This window comes from Actinomadura rubrisoli (assembly GCF_004349215.1).
Taxonomy (GTDB): domain Bacteria; phylum Actinomycetota; class Actinomycetes; order Streptosporangiales; family Streptosporangiaceae; genus Spirillospora; species Spirillospora rubrisoli.
In genome coordinates this window covers 1-16,192 of record NZ_SMKU01000205.1, presented here as the reverse complement: position 1 = coordinate 16,192, position 16,192 = coordinate 1, and the positions used below count along the sequence as shown (strand labels likewise).

Genomic DNA, 16,192 nt, shown 5'->3' with positions numbered 1-16,192 from the left:
GGCCTGCCCCGGCGCGGGGGCTACAGGCCCGGGATCTCGTGGTTCCTGAACGCGTCGACGAAGTACTGGTAGTCGTCGCGGACGACCTCGGCGTACTGGGTGCCGAACGCGACCATCGCCTCCACGAACGCGCCCTCGTCCGGGCCGATCACCGAGCCGATGGCGTCCTCGACCTGGAAGCCGACCAGCGTGTGGTCGGAGTCGCTGTCGGACACGCAGTGGACCTTGGCGGTCGCGCGGCCCAGGTCGTCCAGGACCGACATCATCTCCTCGGGCTCGGTGAGAGCGCTCCAATCCAGGTCCTCCTCGTAGGGGGACAGCTCCTGCACCACGTAGCCGACACCGTCGATCTGGGTGTAGCCCAGCCAGGGGTCGGTGTTGGCCTGCAGCGCGCGACGCGACACCGCGGTGCGGTGGCCGTGGTGCTGGAAGTACTCGCGGATCCGTGCGTCGTCCACGACGCGGCTGGGCGCGGCGATGTTGCCCTGCTTCATCGACAGGACGACGTCGTTCTCCAGCGCCTGGGTGTTGCCCTCCACCAGGATGTTGTAGGCCGACAGCCCGGCGGAGCCGATGCCGAACCCCGACGCGCCGACGATGTCCTTGACCTCGTAGGTGAGGCTGCCGAACCGCTTCTCCGCCGGGATGGTCCGCAGGTAGTCCTGGTAGGCGGCCTCGACCTTGGCGCGCTCGGCCCCGTCCAGGCGGCGGACGCCCGCCCGGTCGCGGAAACGGCGCTCGGACCCCTCGGTCACCGTCATCGCGTTCAGCAGGCCGATGCGCGTGCCCGACATCGCCGCGACCAGGACGTCGCGGACGTAGCCGTCGGCGCTGTCGAGGGTCAGCGCGAACCGGTGGTCGCCGGTCTGGTCGGCGAACCGGCGGACCTGGTCGACGTAGGCGCGCACGTAGACCTCGATGAGCCGCCGGATGTCGGCGTCGGAGATCGCCTTCTGCCAGGCCAGCAGCGCCAGGCTCGCCACCAGCCGCTTGACGTCCCAGGTGAAGTGGCCGACGTAGGCCTCGTCGAAGTCGTTGACGTCGAACACGAACACGCCGTCGTCGTTCATGTAGGTGCCGAAGTTCTGGGCGTGCAGGTCGCCCTGGATCCACACCCGGCCGGTGCGCTCGTCGGCCCACGGGTCCTCGTCGTGGACGATGTCGGCGTAGAACAGGCAGGCGCTGCCCCGGTAGAACGCGAACGGGTCGGAGGCCATCTTGCGGAACCGGCGGCGGAACTCGGCGGGGCTGCGCTCCATCAGGTCCGAGAACGCCTCGACCAGGACGTCGACGATCTGTGCCCGGCGCCGCTTCGGGTCGCGCCCGCGCAGGTCCTCGGTGATGCTGCCCATGCTCTCTCCCTCGATGATCGGGTGAACCCCGCCGCAGCCGGGGCGTTCCCGGTCATTGTGCCGAATCGGCACCCGCGCGGGCGGTGAACAGCGCGCGAACCGCCGGTTCGGACCGCAGCAGCTCCAGCGCCCTCTCGGCGTGGCCCGGCACGTAGCCGTTGCCGATGAGCATGGTGACGTCGGCGGCCAGACCCTCGGCGCCGAGCGCGGCGGCCGAGAACGAGGTGGCCATCGAGAAGAACACCACCGTGCCGCCCGGCGCCGTGGCCAGGATCGCGCCGTGCTCGCAGCCGGGCACGTCCACGCACACCACCGTCACGTCGGCGGGTTCGCCGATCGCCGCGGCGACCGCGACGGGGTCGCGGGCGTCGGCGCGGACGACGGCGTCGGCCAGGCCCGAGGCCGCCAGCCGCTCCTGCTCCTCGGCGGTCGGCACCAGCCCGATCACGCGGGACGCGCCGGCGCGGCGGGCCGCCGCCAGCGACAGCGACCCGCTCTTGCCCGCGGCGCCCAGCACCGCCACCACCGGCGCGCTCTCGCGGGCCGCCACCACGCGCCGGGTCAGCGCGGGCGCGCCGCACACGTCCATCACCGACAGCGCCAGCGGGACGGGCAGGTCGGCGGGCAGGACGGCGGCGATCGAGCGGGCGAACAGGATCGCGTGCCCCTCGGCGGGGACCTGCTCGGACCGCCCGTCCCAGCGGGCCAGCCCGTCGGTCAGCGCCAGCGGCGTGAGGGTGAGCGAGACCAGGGTGGCGACCCGGTCGCCCTCCTTGAGCCCGAGCGGCGAGTCCGGCCCGGCCTCGTCCACCACGCCGACGAGCATCCCGCCCGACCCGGTGACCGGGTTGTGCATCTTCCCGCGCTCGGCGACGATCCGCAGCACCTCGGCGCGGATGGCGCCGGGGTCGCCGCCGTGCGCGGTGCGCAACTGCCGGTAGGACGCGGCGTCCAGGTTGAGGCGCTCGACGCGGACGCGCACCTCGTCCGGCCGGATCCGCGGATCGGTGTCCAGCCGCAGCGCGGCCTGCGGCAGCACGCCCGCGGGCTCCAGCACCCGGTGCAGCCCCACGCCGGTTCCGGCGCCGTACTCGACCATCGTCCCGCAGCCCCCTTCGATATCCGCGTCGCGCCACGGAAGATATACCGAACCCCACTGGTTTCAATGAAATTCTTCCCGTAACGTCGGCTTTGGACAAGACTTTTACGCGATCGATACGCCGCGAGGAGAGGGTCGACGATGACCACCGTCCTGCATTCGGACCCGGACGCCGCCGCCCGGCCCGCACACCAGCCCTACGCCTACCGGCGCACGCCGCTGAGCGAACCCGACTGGCGGCGCCTGCCCGGATGGCGCGAGGTCACCGGCCAGGAATGGGAGTCGGCGCAGTGGCAGCGCGTCCACTGCGTCAAGAACCTGCGGCAGCTCCGCCAGGTGATGGGAGACCTGCTGGACGAGGCGTTCTACGCCGACCTGGAACGCGACCAGGCCGAGCGGGCGACGATGTCGATGCTGCTGCCGCCCCAGATGCTCAACACCATGGACACCTCCTCCACCGAGGCGTTCTACGCCGACCCCGTGCGGCGCTACATGCTCCCGGTCTTCAGCGACCGGCGCACCGACTGGCCGTCCCACCCCTACGCCGCCCGCGACTCCCTGCACGAGGCCGAGATGTGGGCCGTGGAGGGCCTCACCCACCGCTACCCCACCAAGGTGCTGGCCGAGCTGCTGCCGACCTGCCCGCAGTACTGCGGCCACTGCACCCGCATGGACCTGGTCGGCAACTCCACCCCCGCCGTGGACAAGCACAAGTTCACCGTCAAACCCACCGACCGGCTCGGCGCCATGCTCGACTACCTGCGCCGCACGCCCGGCGTCCGCGACGTGGTGGTCTCCGGCGGCGACGTCGCCAACATGCCCTGGGCCCGCCTGGAGTCGTTCGTCGACGCGCTGCTGGACATCGACAACATCCGCGACATCCGGCTGGCCAGCAAGGCGCTGATGGGCCTGCCGCAGCACTGGCTGCAGGACGAGGTCAGGGCCGGCATGGAGCGGCTGGCGGCCAAGGCCGGCGAGCGCGGCGCGCAGATCGCCGTCCACACCCACGTCAACGCCGCCCAGTCGGTCACGCCGCTGGTCGCCAGGGCCGCCCGCGCGATGCTCGACACCGGCATCCGCGACGTGCGCAACCAGGGCGTGCTGCTGGCCGGCGTCAACGACTCCCCCGCCGCGCTGCTCGACCTGTCGTTCGCGCTGCTGGACGAGGCCGGGATCCTGCCCTACTACCTCTACATGTGCGACATGATCCCCTACAGCGAGCACTGGCGGATCTCGGTCGGCCAGGCGCAGGACCTCCAGCACGCGATCATGGGCTACCTGCCCGGGTTCGCCACCCCCCGCATCGTGTGCGACGTCCCCTACGTGGGCAAGCGCTGGGTGCACCAGCTCGCCGACTACGACCGCGAGCGCGGCATCTCCTACTGGACGAAGAACTACCGCACCGGCCTGGAGTCCTCCGACCCCGACGCCCTGGCCCGGCGCTATGAGTACTACGACCCGATCCACACCCTGCCGGAGCCGGGCCGGCGATGGTGGCAGGCGCGGTCGGAGGCGGCGTGATCGGCTGAGTGGTGTCACCACCCGGCACCTTTACATTGTAGATCGGTAATGGCGGGCGCCGGGCGGAATACCCCCTGACATACCCTTGACCAGGTGACCTCCTCTCTCATCGCCCGGTTCCCCCTCGGCGCGTCCGCCACGGTCGCCGAGCTGGAGGGCGACCCGCACCGCCTCCTGGCCCGGCTGCGCGAGCACGAGCCCGTCTCGTGGCTGCCCGCGCTCGGCGGCTGGCTGGTGACCTCCCGCGACCTGGCCGTCCGCGTCATGCGCGACGCGGCGTCCTTCACCGTGGACGACCCGCGCTTCTCCACCGCCCAGGTCGTCGGGCCGAGCATGCTGTCGCTGGACGGCCCCGTCCACACCCGGCACCGCGACCCGTTCGCCCGCCCCTTCCGCCCGGCGCGGACCAGGGAGCGCTTCACCGCGTTCGTCGAGGCCGAGGTCGACCGCCTGGTCGGCGGCCTCGCGCCGGCGGGACGCGCCGAGCTGCGCGGCGACCTGGCCGGGCCGCTCGCGGTCGCCGTGGTCGCCGAGGCGCTCGGCCTGGAGGGCGCCGACGCGGCGACGATCCGGTCCTGGTACGGGGCGTTCGTGGACGCGGTGTCGGCCATCACCGCCGGCGGCACCCCACCGGAACGTTCCACCGAGGCGTACGGGCTGCTCGGCGAGGCGGTCGAGGCGGCCATCACCGGCGGCGGCCCGTCCTCGCTGCTGGCCGAGGCCGCCCACCACGAGGCGGGCCTGAGCACCGCCGAGGTCGTGGCCAACGCCGCCGTCCTGATGTTCGGCGGGATCGACACCACCGAGGGCATGATCGCCAACGCGGCGCTGCACCTGCTGGCCCACCCCGGCCAGCTCCGGCTCGTCCTGGACGAGCCGGACCTGCTGCCCGCCGCGATCGAGGAGTCCCTGCGGCTGGAGCCGTCGGCGTCGGTCGTCGACCGCTACGCCGCCCGCGACGCCGACCTGGGCGGGACGACGGTGCGCGAGGGCGACCTGGTGCGGGTGTCGATCGCCGCCGCGGGCCGCGACCCCGCCCTGTTCCCCGACCCCGACCGGTTCGACGTGCGGCGGGCCAACGCGGCCGAGCACCTGGCGTTCGCGCACGGGCCGCACTTCTGCTTCGGCGCCCACCTGGCGCGCCTGGAGGCCCGCACCGCGCTCGCGGCGCTGCTGGACCGGCTGCCGGGGCTGCGGCTCGACCCGTCCCGCACCACCGGCGCGCGGGGCCTGGTGTTCCGCAAGCCCCCGCACCTGCACGTGCTCTGGGACGCGTGACGGCCGGTCAGGGCCGCCCCCGGCGTCCGCCGGGCCGTCCGATTTGTGGGACCATCTGCAGATGATCGTGGAACGCCGGGTCGAACTGCGCTTCGGGCGAGAGAGCCAGGAAGCCGACACGCACACCAACCTGTCCGCCGTGCGCCAGGACGGCCGCTGCCTGTGGGTGGCGGGCGACGAGACGGCCACCATCGAGCGGCTGACCGCCGCCGTCGACGGCGGCGGGCGGGTCACCGGGTTCGACGGGCACACCACGGTCGCGCTGTCCGACCTCGTCCCGCTGCCCGCCGGGCCGGACGAGGAGGCCGACATCGAGGGCCTCGCGCGCTCCGACGGCTGGCTGTGGGCGATCGGCTCGCACAGCCTCAAGCGCAAGAAGATCAAGGCCGGGCAGAGCGCCGCCAAGGCCCGCAAGCGCCTGGCCACCGTCGTCCGCGAGGACAACCGCTTCATCCTGGCCCGGCTGCCGCTGGTCACCGGCGGCGACGGGCTGCCCGAGGTCGCCCGCCAGGACGGCGGGCGCACCGCCGCGATCCTCGGCGGGCACGGCGACTCCCTCACCGACCTGCTCGCCGACGACCCGCACCTGGCGCCGTTCCTGACGATCCCGAGCAAGGACAACGGCATCGACATCGAGGGCATCGCCGCGCACGGCGACCGCCTCTACGTCGGGCTGCGCGGGCCGGTGCTGCGCGGCTGGGCCGTCCTGATGGAGATCCGCCCGGACGGCCACCCCGACGATCCACGGCGGCTGCGGCTGCTGCCGGTCGGCGACGGCAGGGACCGCTACCGCACCCACTTCCTCGACCTGGGCGGCCTCGGCATCCGCGACCTGTGCCCGCACGGCGACGACCTGCTCGTCCTCACCGGCCCGAGCATGGGCCTGGACGGGCCCGTCCGGGTCCTGCGCTGGCGCGGCGCGGCCAAGGCCGACGCCGCGGAGATCGTCACCGCCGACGAGCTGGAGGTGGTGGGCGACCTGCCCTACGGCGAGGGCGACGACCACGCCGAGGGCATCGCCGTGCTGGAGGAGTCCAACGGGACCGGCACCCGCGTGCTGGTCGTCTACGACAGCCCGTCCCCCGGGCGGCTCACCGAGGACGGCGGCGTCCTCGCCGACGTGGTGAACATCGGCAAGTAGCGGCCGCCCCGAGTAAGTGCCCGCTTTCACTTTCTGCTTGGATGGGGCCACGCGACCCCGTGCGGCGAAAGGCGGGCATTTCATGATCGAGTGGTCCGAGGAAGACCTGATGATCCGGGACGCCGTGCGCGGCTGGATCGACGCCGAGGTCCGGCCGAACCTCGACGCGCTGGACTCGGGCGAACTGCCGCCCTACGACCTGATCCGCTCCCTGTACAAGACCTTCGGCATGGACGAGATGGCACGCTCGTCGTTCGAGTCCCGGCTGGCCAGGGCCGAGTCCCCCGACACCGGCGGCGGCACGGGCGGCGGCGAGGAGCGCCCCGGCGGCGGCGACGCGGCGATGAGCATGCTGCCGGTCATCGAGCTGTGCAAGGTCGCGCCCGGCCTGGTGTCGGCGATGGGCGTCAGCCTCGGCCTCGCCGCGGGCACGATCATGAAGCGCGGGACGGCCGAGCAGAAGCGGCGCTGGGCCCTGGACCTGCTCACCCTGGACAAGGTCGGCGCCTGGGCCATCACCGAGCCGAACTCCGGCTCGGACGCCTTCGGCGGCATGCAGGCCACCGCGCGCAGGTCCGGCGACGAGTACGTCATCAACGGCGCCAAGACCTTCATCACCAACGGCCCCTACGCCGACACCATCGTCTTCTACTGCAAGCTCGACGACGGCCGCGAGCCGCGCGACCGCGAGATCCTCACCTTCGTCCTCGACCGGGGCATGCAGGGCCTGGACCAGAGCGGGCCGCTGCGCAAGATGGGCCTGCACTCCTCCCCCACCGGCGAGCTGTTCCTCAACGACGTCCGCGCGGGCGCCGACCGGCTCCTGGCCGCGGGCGCCGGCGGCGGCAAGGAGTCGGCGCGGCAGAACTTCGTCACCGAGCGCGCCGGGGTCGCGGCGATGGCGCTCGGCGTCATCGAGGAGTGCCTGAAGCTGTCGGTCGAGTACGCCAGGACCCGCGAGCTGTGGGGGCAGCGGATCGGCGACTTCCAGCTCATCCAGCTGAAGCTGGCCAAGATGGAGGTCGCCCGCCTGAACGTGCAGAACCTGGTGTTCCGGCACGTGGAGATGCAGCGCGCGGGCCGCACCCCCACCCTCGCCGAGGCGTCGGCGATGAAGCTGTACGCCGCCCAGGCCGCCAGCGAGGTCGCCCAGGAGGCCGTCCAGTTGTTCGGCGGCAACGGCTACATGAGCGAGTACCGCGTGGAGCAGCTCGCCCGCGACGCCAGGTCCTTCCAGATCTACGCCGGCACCGACGAGATCCAGGTCACCCACATCGCCCGCGACCTGCTTTCCCGTTAGATCCAGGAGCGTCCGAACTTCTCTGGGGGCGGAGGCATCGAAGAGGTGGGGGGCGGGTGAGGGCGATCGCCCGCCCTCCGCCAGCGCTTCTGGACAGGCGACGACGGGGACTGGATACTCACAGCTATGGACGGTCGGCCCTCATATCCGGTGAGAGCGTCCGATGTGGAGCGTGACCGGGTGCTGCGCGTCCTGGGCGACCGCGTGGCCGAGGGACGGATGTCGCACGAGACGTTCGAGCGGCGCGTCGACCAGGTGCTGCGGGCGCAGAGCCAGGCCGAGCTGGCCGACATCGTGCACGACCTGCCGCCCGCCAGCCGCGTCGTCAGCCGGCTGACCGGCATCATCTCCTCGGTGTCGCAGGCCACCGCGCGCATCGAGGCCGCCTGGCGGGCGCCGCGGCTGCCGCGGTTCGCGCTGCCGCCCGGCGGCGCGTCGCGCATCGTCGTCGGGCGCGCGCCCGGCTGCGAGTTCATCCTCACCGACCTGACCGTCTCCCGCTTCCACGCCGAGATCTACCGCGCGGACGAGGGCTGGATGATCTCCGACCTGGGCTCGATGAACGGCACGCGCGTGAACGGCTGGCGGCTGACCGGCCCGGCCCGCGTCCGTCCCGGCGACGAGATCGGCTTCGGCAACGCCGCCTTCATCGTCAGCACCTCCTGACGCGCCGTCCGCGCGTCCCCTTCCCGTTTCCCGGCGGCCTTTCCCGGCCGGGGTCTTGACGTCCCCGTCCCCGAGTCCTACGTTCTCCCCCAAGTTAGGAAACCTTCCTAACTCGGAGGGAGCACGCCCGTGCCCGCACCCGTCCCGGGGACGCCGAGCCTGCTGCGGGCGATCAACGACCGCGCCGCGCTGGAGGCCCTGCTCGCGCGGGGGCCGCTGACCCGGCCGCAGATCTCCGAGCTGACCGGGATCTCCAAGCCCACCGTCTCGCAGCTGCTCGCGCGGCTGGAGCAGGCGGGGCTGGTCGTCCGGGACGGGATCCGCGAGGGCCTGCCCGGCCGCACCGCCGAGCTGTACCGGATCAACGGGACGGCCGCGCACGTCGCGGGCGCCGACGTCACCCCCGCGCGGATCCGGGTCACCGTCGCCGACCTGGCGGGGACGGCCGTGGGCGAGCACACCCTGCCGACCCCGGGCCGCACCGGCGTGGACGTGGTGGCGCGGATGGCCGAGGCGCTCGACGGGGCCGCCAAGGCCGCGGGCCTGACCCGCGCCCACCTGGACCGGGTGGTCATCGGCATCCAGGGCGCGGTCGACCCCGGGTCCGGCCGGCTCGGGTACGCCGCCCACATCCCGGGCTGGCACATCCCGGACCTGGTCGGCACGCTGAGCGAGGGCCTGGGCGTCCCGGCCGCCATCGAGAACGACGTGAACCTGGCCGCGCTGGCCGAGCTCGCCGGCGGCCGGGCCGCGGGCGCCGGCGACTTCGTGCTGCTGTGGGTGTCCGACGGCGTCGGCATGGCCGTCGTGCTGAACGGCGCGCTGCACCGCGGCGCGACGGGCGGCGCCGGGGAGATCGGCTACATGCCCGCGGTGGGCGCCCCGCTCATGCGGGACGTGCGCCGCACCCACACCGGCGGCGTGCACAGCCTCACCGGCGGCGTCGCCGTGCTGCGGCTGATGCGCGAGCACGGGTTCCGCGGCCGGGACGCCGCCACCGCCCTGGGACGCGCCGCCGACGAGGTCGGCGCCTCGCACCCGGGGACCCGCACCGCGTCCGACGCGGGCGCGCGCGCGGAACGCGCCCTGACCGAACTCGCCACGCGGCTCGGCGCGACGCTCGCCACCGTCGTCGCCGTCCTGGACCCCGCGCTGGTCGTCCTCACCGGGGACGTCCTGCGCGCCGGCGGAGAACCGCTCCGCGCCCGCGTCCAACAGCACCTGCACAGCCTGACGATCCCGCGCCCGAAGGTGCGGGTCAGCTCCGTCCAGGGCAACCCCGTCCTGGCCGGGGCGCTCCAGCAGGCGCTCCGGGAGACCCGCGACGAGGTCTTCACCACCACCGTCCCCTGACCCGCATCCACTCCCCCACCCTGGACGGCGGCATCGGCCGTCCCTCCCCCGAAGGAGAACCGGAGTGCGCACCACGACAACGCGCAGGCTCGCCGCGGCCCTGGCCGCCGCCGGGCTCGGCCTCGCCGCCTGCACCGCCGGCGGCAGCGGAGACCAGTCCGACAGCGGCCCCAAGGCCGAGGAGGCGCAGACCATCGAGGTCTGGCACGGCTGGAGCGCCCCGCACGAGGTGAAGGCGTTCGAGGACGCCGTCGCGGGCTTCCGCAAGATCCACCCCAACATCACCGTCAAGCTCGTCAAGAACCAGACCGACGAGCGCATCTCCAACGCCATCCGCGGCGGGAACCCGCCCGACGTGGTGTCCTCCTTCACCGCCGACAGCGTCGGCCAGTGGTGCCAGAGCGGCGCCTGGCAGGACCTCACGCCCTACATCGCCAAGTCCAAGCTGGACCTGAACCAGTTCCCCAAGGCCGTCCAGGAGTACACCCAGTACAAGGGCCGCCGCTGCGCGATGCCGCTGCTGGCCGACGCCTACGGGCTCTACTACAACAAGGCCCTGATGAAGGGCGAGCAGCCGCCCAGGACGATGGGGCAGCTGACCGAGCTCGCCAAGAAGCTCACCGTCCGCGACAAGGACGGGACGATCAAGGTCGCCGGGTTCATGCCGTCGGCGCAGTACTACGAGCACCAGGCGCAGCACCTCGCCACGCAGTTCGGGGTGAAGTGGCTGACCCCCGACGGGCACGCCAACTACGCCAAGGACCCGGCGTTCAGGGCCTACCTCCAGTGGAACAAGAGCCTGATCGACTGGTACGGCTACGCCAACGTCAAGCGGTTCCTGCGCTCGATCGGCCAGGAGTTCGAGGCGTCCAACCCCTTCGCGAAGGGGAGGGTCGCGATGGCGGTCGACGGCGAGTGGCGCACCAAGTTCATGCAGGAGGAGGCGCCCAAGGTCGACTACGGCACCGCGCCCGCGCCCGTCGCCGACGACCAGCAGGCCCGCTACGGCGGCGGCTTCGTCATCGGGACGGTCATCGGCGTCCCCCGCGGGGCCAAGCACGCGCAGGCCGCGTGGGAGTTCGTCAACTACCTGACCACCAACACCGGCGCGCTGGTCACCTTCGCCAACGCCCTCGGCAACGTCCCGTCGACGATCCCGGCGCTGTCCTCGCCGAACCTGACGCTGCCGCCGCAGTTCAAGACCTTCCTCGACGTGTTCAAGAACCCCAACTCCTCCACCACGCCGCCCACCCCGAACGGCAACGACTACATCGTGAAGTTCCAGCAGTTCGTCCAGGAGGAGTGGGAGCCGGGGAAGGTAGGCGACCTCGACGGGGCGCTCAAGGGCCTGGACGGCAAGGTCGACAGCGCGCTGAAGCTGGCCGGGGGCTGATCCATGACCTCCGTCGCGCCGCGCGTCCCCGCCGGGACGCGATCGCGGAACGCATCGCGGCGGGCCGGGCGGGGACCGGCCGCGCCGCGGGCGCGGCGCCGCCGCCGGCTCCGGGTACTGGCGTTCCTGTCGCCGTGGCTGGTGGGGTTCGGCCTGTTCTTCGGCTACCCGCTGGCCGCCACGGTGTACTTCTCCTTCACCCGCTACAACCTGTTCACCCTGGAGTACGTCGGGCTGGACAACTACACCTTCCTCCTGCACGACAGCGACGCCTGGAAGGCGATGCGCAACACGCTGTGGCTGGTGGCGGTCGTGGTGCCGCTGCGGGTGCTGTTCGGCCTCGGCATCGCCCAGCTGCTCACCAAGATCCGGACGGGCGGGTCCGTGCTCCGCTCGGTGTTCTACGTCCCGTACCTGATCCCGCCGGTGTCGGCGACCGTGGCGTTCGTGTTCGTGCTCAACCCCGGCACCGGCCCGTTCCCCACCATCACCCGCCACCTGGGCTTCACGCTGCCCGACTTCTTCAACGAGGCCGCCTGGGCCAAACCCGGCCTCGGCCTGCTCGGGCTGTGGGCCGTCGGCGACGTGATGATCATCCTGCTGGCGGCGCTGCTGAACGTCCCGACGTCGCTGTACGAGGCGGCCGCGATCGACGGCGCCGGTGCCTGGGCCCGGTTCCGGCACATCACGCTGCCGACCGTCTCGCCCGTCCTGGCGTTCGCCGCCGTCACCGGCGTCATCGAGACGCTGCAGTACTTCACCCAGGCGCTGGTGGCCGCGAAGGTCGCCTCGGGCCAGGCGGACACGCCCGGCACCCACTTCGCGCCCGGCTACCCAGACGGCGCGACGCTGACGTTCCCGCAATGGCTGTACGACGAGGGCTTCCGGCAGTTCAACATGGGCTACGCGTGCGTGCTGGCGCTGGTCATGTTCGTCATCGCGATGGCGTTCACGCTGGTGCTGCTCCGGCAGTTCCACGCGTTCGCCGGGGACGAGGCGGCATGACCTCCACCACCGCGACCCCCGCGCGCAGCGGCCACGCCGAGCGGCGCCGCGCCCGCCGCACGCCCCGCTCGCGCCGGACGCTGCTGTGGATCGCCACCCACTCGATCGCCGTCGCGCTCGCGCTGATGTTCCTGGCGCCGCTGGTGTTCATGTTCCTCACCGCGGTGATGACCGACGAGCAGGCCCTCACCTCCTCGCTGTGGCCCCGCGAGTGGCACTTGGAGAACTTCCGCCGCGTCTTCACCGGCGACATGGTCCGCTGGACGCTCAACAGCACCATGTACGCGGGCCTGTCCACGGTGTTCATGCTGATCTCCAGCGTCCCGGTCGCGTACGCGCTGGCCCGCTTCCGGTTCCGCGGCCGCAACGCCGCGCTGGTCGTGGTGATCTCCGCGATGATGCTGCCGCCGCAGGTGACGATGGTGCCGCTCTACATCGTCTGGTCCCGGTTCGAGCTGACCGGGACGCTGTGGCCGCTGATCCTGCCCGGCCTGTTCGGCAACCCGTTCTCCATCTTCCTGCTGCGCCAGTTCCTGGTGACCATCCCGCGCGAGTACGCCGACGCCGCGCGCGTGGACGGCTGCGGGGAGCTGCGGACGATGCTGTGGGTCGTCCTGCCGATGGCCAAGCCCGCCCTGGCGGCGGTGGCGCTGTTCCAGTTCTTCTACTGCTGGAACGACTACTACGGGCCGCTGGTCTACACCAAGCCCGAGAACTGGACGCTGGCCATCGGCGTGGCCACCTTCCGCGCCGCGCGCCACGTCGAATGGAACCTCACCATGGCCGCCACCCTGCTGACGATCCTGCCGGTGCTGGTGGTGTTCTTCCTCGCCCAGCGCGTCTTCATCCAGGGCATCACCTTGACGGGAGTGAAGGGTTGAAGCTGACAGTCGTCGGAGGTGGCTCCACCTACACCCCCGAACTGGTCGACGGCATCGCGCGGATGCGCGCGGACCTGCCGGTGTCCGAGCTGGTCCTCGCCGATCCCGACGCCGGGCGGCTGGAGCTGGTCGGCGGGCTCGCCGCGCGGATGCTGGCCCGCGCCGGGCACCCCGGCACGGTGCGCACCACCTGCGACCTCGACGACGCGGTCGACGGCGCGACGGTGGTGCTGCTGCAGCTGCGGGTCGGCGGGCAGACCGCCCGGCACGTGGACGAGACGCTGCCGCTCGCGTGCGGCTGCGTCGGGCAGGAGACCACGGGCGCGGGCGGGCTCGCCAAGGCGCTGCGCACCGTCCCGGTCGTCCTGGACATCGCCGAGCGCGTCTCCGCGCGCGCGCCCGACGCGTGGATCATCGACTTCACCAACCCGGTGGGCATCGTCACCCGCGCCCTGCTGGACGCGGGCCACCGGGCGGCCGGGCTGTGCAACGTGGCGATCGGGGTCCAGCGCCGCGCGGCCGGGCTCCTCGGTGTCCCGCCGGACCGGGTGAGCCTCGGCCACGCGGGCCTGAACCACCTCACCTGGGTCCGCTCGGTGGACCTGGACGGCAAGGACGTCCTGCCGGGCCTGCTCGACGACCACCCCGGCGAGCTCGCCGAGGCGGCCGGGCTCCCGGCGGCGTTCCTGCGCCGGCTCGGCGCCGTCCCCTCCTACTACCTGCGCTACTTCTACCAGCACGACCTCGTGGTCGAGGAGCAGCGCGGCGCGCCGTCGCGGGCCGAGCAGGTCGCCGCGCTCGAACGCGACCTGCTCGCCATGTACGCCGACCCGACCCTGGACACCAAACCCGCCCGGCTGGAGGAACGCGGCGGCGCCTACTACTCCGAGGCCGCCGTACAGCTCGCCGCGTCCCTGCTGACCGGACGGGGCGACGCGCAGGTGGTGAACGTCCGCAACGGCGGTACGCTCCCCTTCCTGGACGACCGGGCGGTCATCGAGGTGCCGGCGCGGATCACCGCGGCCGGGCCCGTCCCGCTGCCCGTCCCCCCGCTGGAGCCGCTGCTGGCCGGGCTGGTCGCGCACGTGTCGGCCTACGAGGAGCTGGCCCTGGACGCGGCGCTGCGCGGCGGCGTCGACCGGGTCGCCGCGGCGCTGCTCGCCCACCCCCTGATCGGGCAGCTCGACGTCGCCGACCGCCTCGCCCGCGACCTGGTCGCTGCCAACCGCGCCCATCTGCCGTGGGCCGCGTGATGGCCGGTGCCGCGCGGGGCGTCGTCGTCGCCGTGGACGGCGGCAACAGCAAGACCGACGCGGCCGTCGCGGCCGTCGGCGGCGAGCTGCTCGCCACCGCCCGCGGCGACGGGTTCCGCCCGCGCACGACCGGGCTCACCGCGGCGGTCGACACGCTCGCCGGGGTCGCCCGGGACGCGCTCGCCCGCGCCGGCGTCTCGCCCGCCGATGTCGCCCACCTCGCCGCCTACATGGCCAACGTGGACCTGCCCGGCGAGGAGGAGCGCCTGGAGAAGCTCCTGCTCGCCCGGGGCCTCGCGCCGAGCGTCACCGTCGGCAACGACACCTTCGCGCTGCTGCGCAGCGCCGCCGGCGAGGGCTGGGGCGTCGCCGTCGTCTGCGGCGCGGGCATCAACTGCGCGGGCGTCGCCCCCGACGGCCGCACCGCCCGCTTCCCCTCCCTCGGCCCCCACACCGGCGACTGGGGCGGCGGCGGCGAGCTGGGCCGCGCGGCGCTGTGGCACGGCATCCGCGGCGAGGACGGCCGCGGCCCGCGGACGGCCCTCACCGCCGCCGTCGCCGCGCACTTCGGCGTCGAGCGCGCCGTCGACGTCGGCGTCGGCATCCACCTCGGCGAGTTCGACGAGGGCCGCGTCAACGACCTGTCGCCCGTCCTGCTCGACGCCGCCGAGGCCGGCGACGAGGTCGCCCGCGCCGTGGTGCTGCGGCTCGCCGAGGAGGTGGCGATCCTGGGCTCGGTGGTGCTGCGGCGCCTCGGCCTGCTGGACGCCCCCGCCGACGTCGTCCTCGGCGGCGGCGTCCTGCGCGCCCGCCGCCCGCTGCTGATGGACGCGGTCTCCGAACGCTACGCGGATCTCGCCCCCCGCGCCCGGCTCCTCGTCCCCGAGGAGCCGCCGCTCCTGGGCGCCGCCCTCCTCGGCCTGGACCACGTGGCCGCGCCCTCGTCCGCCCACAACACCCTCCGAGCCACCTTCCGCTATCCCTGATTCGCCACCCAAGCGGCGGCCTTGACGTTGTAAGGTTCAGGTTGAGGATCTTGCGGGGAGGAGGCCGGTGTGCTGATCGGGTTCGCCGTACCGGTGTCGGGGGCGTGGTCCACGCCCGCCAACCAGGTGGAGATCGCGCAGCGCGCCGAGGAGCTGGGGTACCACTCCCTCTGGACGCTGCAGCGCGTCCTCAACCCGGCGGGCTCAGGCGACCGGACCTACCGGGAGGTCCCCGACCCGCTGGTGACGCTGGCCTACCTCGCCGGGCACACCAGCCGGGTGCGGCTCGGGGTGGCCGTGCTGAACCTGCCGTTCTACCCGCCGCCGATGCTGGCCAAGCAGGCCGGGACGCTCGACCACGTCACCGGCGGGCGGCTCGACCTCGGGCTCGGGCTCGGCTGGATGCCCGAGGAGTTCGCCGCGATCGGCGCGCCGATGCGGCGCCGCGGGGCGCGCGCGGAGGAGTTCATCGCGGCGCTGCGGGCCCTGTGGGGCGGCGGGCCCGGGGACGCCAGCGAGTTCCACGGCGAGTTCTACGACATCCCGCCCGTCACGATGGACCCCCGGCCCGTGCAGCCCTCCGGGCCGCCGATCCTGCTCGGCGGGACCTCGGAGCCCGCCCTGCGCCGCGCCGGGCGGCTGGCCGCCGGATGGGTCAGCTCCAGCCGCGCCGACCTCACCGCGATCGGCCGCTCCATCCAGATCGTCCGCGACGCCGCCGAGGGCGCGGGACGGGACGCGGACGCGCTGCGGTTCGTGTGCCGGGGCGCCGTGCGGATCCGGGACGGGGGCGGCGGCGAGGACCGCAAGCCGCTCACCGGGACCGCCGAGCAGGTCCGCTCCGACTTCGCCGCGCTCGCCGCGCAGGGCGTCACCGAGCTGTTCGTCGACCTGAACTTCGACCCGGAGCTGACCGCCCCCGGCGCCGACCCCGCCGAGTCGATGCGCCGCGCCCACAAGACCC

Annotated in this window: 14 protein-coding genes; 12 read left to right on the top strand and 2 right to left on the bottom strand. The window is 73.3% G+C overall.

All coding sequences use genetic code 11. The features are described from left to right. Nucleotides 1–20 precede the first annotated feature (20 nt). Nucleotides 21–1,352: a DUF2252 domain-containing protein gene (locus E1298_RS30265; protein WP_131899263.1), complete on the bottom strand. Its 1,332-nt coding sequence runs from the start codon at nucleotides 1,350–1,352 to the stop codon at nucleotides 21–23. Nucleotides 1,353–1,404: 52 nt separating this feature from the next. Beyond that, nucleotides 1,405–2,451, bottom strand: coding sequence for an L-erythro-3,5-diaminohexanoate dehydrogenase (gene kdd, locus E1298_RS30260; RefSeq protein WP_131899261.1), 1,047 nt, complete (start codon nucleotides 2,449–2,451; stop codon nucleotides 1,405–1,407). A 141-nt stretch (nucleotides 2,452–2,592) separates the two neighbouring features. Here kdd and E1298_RS30255 point away from each other — a divergent pair, with 141 nt between their 5' ends. From E1298_RS30255 to E1298_RS30200, 12 genes are all read left to right on the top strand, one after another. Beyond that, on the top strand, nucleotides 2,593–3,972 hold the full coding sequence (locus E1298_RS30255; RefSeq protein WP_131899259.1) for a KamA family radical SAM protein: 1,380 nt from the start codon (nucleotides 2,593–2,595) through the stop codon (nucleotides 3,970–3,972). 93 nt (nucleotides 3,973–4,065) lie between these two features. After that, a complete protein-coding gene (locus tag E1298_RS30250; protein ID WP_207944919.1) occupies nucleotides 4,066–5,250 on the top strand; it encodes a cytochrome P450 in 1,185 nt (394 codons plus the stop codon). Nucleotides 5,251–5,311: 61 nt separating this feature from the next. Then, complete coding sequence (locus tag E1298_RS30245) at nucleotides 5,312–6,391, top strand: DUF3616 domain-containing protein (RefSeq protein WP_131899257.1); 1,080 nt, start codon at nucleotides 5,312–5,314, stop codon at nucleotides 6,389–6,391. An 82-nt stretch (nucleotides 6,392–6,473) separates the two neighbouring features. Beyond that, nucleotides 6,474–7,691 carry an acyl-CoA dehydrogenase family protein gene (locus tag E1298_RS30240; RefSeq protein WP_131899255.1) on the top strand — a complete coding sequence of 406 codons (1,218 nt, stop codon included), beginning with the start codon at nucleotides 6,474–6,476 and terminating at the stop codon, nucleotides 7,689–7,691. A gap of 126 nt (nucleotides 7,692–7,817) precedes the next feature. Next, the gene (locus E1298_RS30235; RefSeq protein WP_131899253.1) at nucleotides 7,818–8,357 is read left to right on the top strand and encodes a DUF1707 and FHA domain-containing protein; all 540 of its coding nucleotides are present in this window, start codon (nucleotides 7,818–7,820) and stop codon (nucleotides 8,355–8,357) included. 129 nt (nucleotides 8,358–8,486) lie between these two features. After that, a complete protein-coding gene (locus E1298_RS30230; protein ID WP_131899251.1) occupies nucleotides 8,487–9,710 on the top strand; it encodes an ROK family transcriptional regulator in 1,224 nt (407 codons plus the stop codon). Between the two features lie 64 nt (nucleotides 9,711–9,774). After that, nucleotides 9,775–11,103, top strand: a complete 1,329-nt coding sequence (locus E1298_RS30225; protein WP_131899249.1) for an ABC transporter substrate-binding protein — start codon at nucleotides 9,775–9,777, stop codon at nucleotides 11,101–11,103. 3 nt (nucleotides 11,104–11,106) lie between these two features. Further along, entirely contained in the window at nucleotides 11,107–12,108 is a 1,002-nt protein-coding gene (locus E1298_RS30220; protein ID WP_131899247.1) for a carbohydrate ABC transporter permease, read from the top strand. Further along, a complete protein-coding gene (locus E1298_RS30215) occupies nucleotides 12,105–12,989 on the top strand; it encodes a carbohydrate ABC transporter permease (RefSeq protein WP_131899245.1) in 885 nt (294 codons plus the stop codon). The genes E1298_RS30220 and E1298_RS30215 overlap by 4 nt, the downstream gene beginning before the upstream one ends. After that, complete coding sequence (locus E1298_RS30210) at nucleotides 12,986–14,242, top strand: 6-phospho-beta-glucosidase (RefSeq protein ID WP_131899242.1); 1,257 nt, start codon at nucleotides 12,986–12,988, stop codon at nucleotides 14,240–14,242. Before E1298_RS30215 ends, E1298_RS30210 begins: the two co-directional genes overlap by 4 nt. Beyond that, entirely contained in the window at nucleotides 14,242–15,228 is a 987-nt protein-coding gene (locus E1298_RS30205) for an N-acetylglucosamine kinase (RefSeq protein WP_131899265.1), read from the top strand. Before E1298_RS30210 ends, E1298_RS30205 begins: the two co-directional genes overlap by 1 nt. A 69-nt stretch (nucleotides 15,229–15,297) precedes the next feature. Next, a partial coding sequence (locus E1298_RS30200) for a TIGR03619 family F420-dependent LLM class oxidoreductase (protein ID WP_131899240.1) occupies nucleotides 15,298–16,192 on the top strand: 895 nt, incomplete at its 3' end.

Excerpts from the sequence above, each read along its gene's own strand:
- E1298_RS30265 (WP_131899263.1), bottom strand. The coding sequence starts at position 1,352 with ATGGGCAGCATCACCGAGGACCTGCGCGGGCGCGACCCGAAGCGGCGC.
- kdd (WP_131899261.1), bottom strand. The coding sequence starts at position 2,451 with ATGGTCGAGTACGGCGCCGGAACCGGCGTGGGGCTGCACCGGGTGCTG.
- E1298_RS30255 (WP_131899259.1), top strand. The coding sequence starts at position 2,593 with ATGACCACCGTCCTGCATTCGGACCCGGACGCCGCCGCCCGGCCCGCA.
- E1298_RS30245 (WP_131899257.1), top strand. The coding sequence starts at position 5,312 with ATGATCGTGGAACGCCGGGTCGAACTGCGCTTCGGGCGAGAGAGCCAG.
- E1298_RS30240 (WP_131899255.1), top strand. The coding sequence starts at position 6,474 with ATGATCGAGTGGTCCGAGGAAGACCTGATGATCCGGGACGCCGTGCGC.
- E1298_RS30235 (WP_131899253.1), top strand. The coding sequence starts at position 7,818 with ATGGACGGTCGGCCCTCATATCCGGTGAGAGCGTCCGATGTGGAGCGT.
- E1298_RS30220 (WP_131899247.1), top strand. The coding sequence starts at position 11,107 with ATGACCTCCGTCGCGCCGCGCGTCCCCGCCGGGACGCGATCGCGGAAC.
- E1298_RS30215 (WP_131899245.1), top strand. The coding sequence starts at position 12,105 with ATGACCTCCACCACCGCGACCCCCGCGCGCAGCGGCCACGCCGAGCGG.
- E1298_RS30205 (WP_131899265.1), top strand. The coding sequence starts at position 14,242 with ATGGCCGGTGCCGCGCGGGGCGTCGTCGTCGCCGTGGACGGCGGCAAC.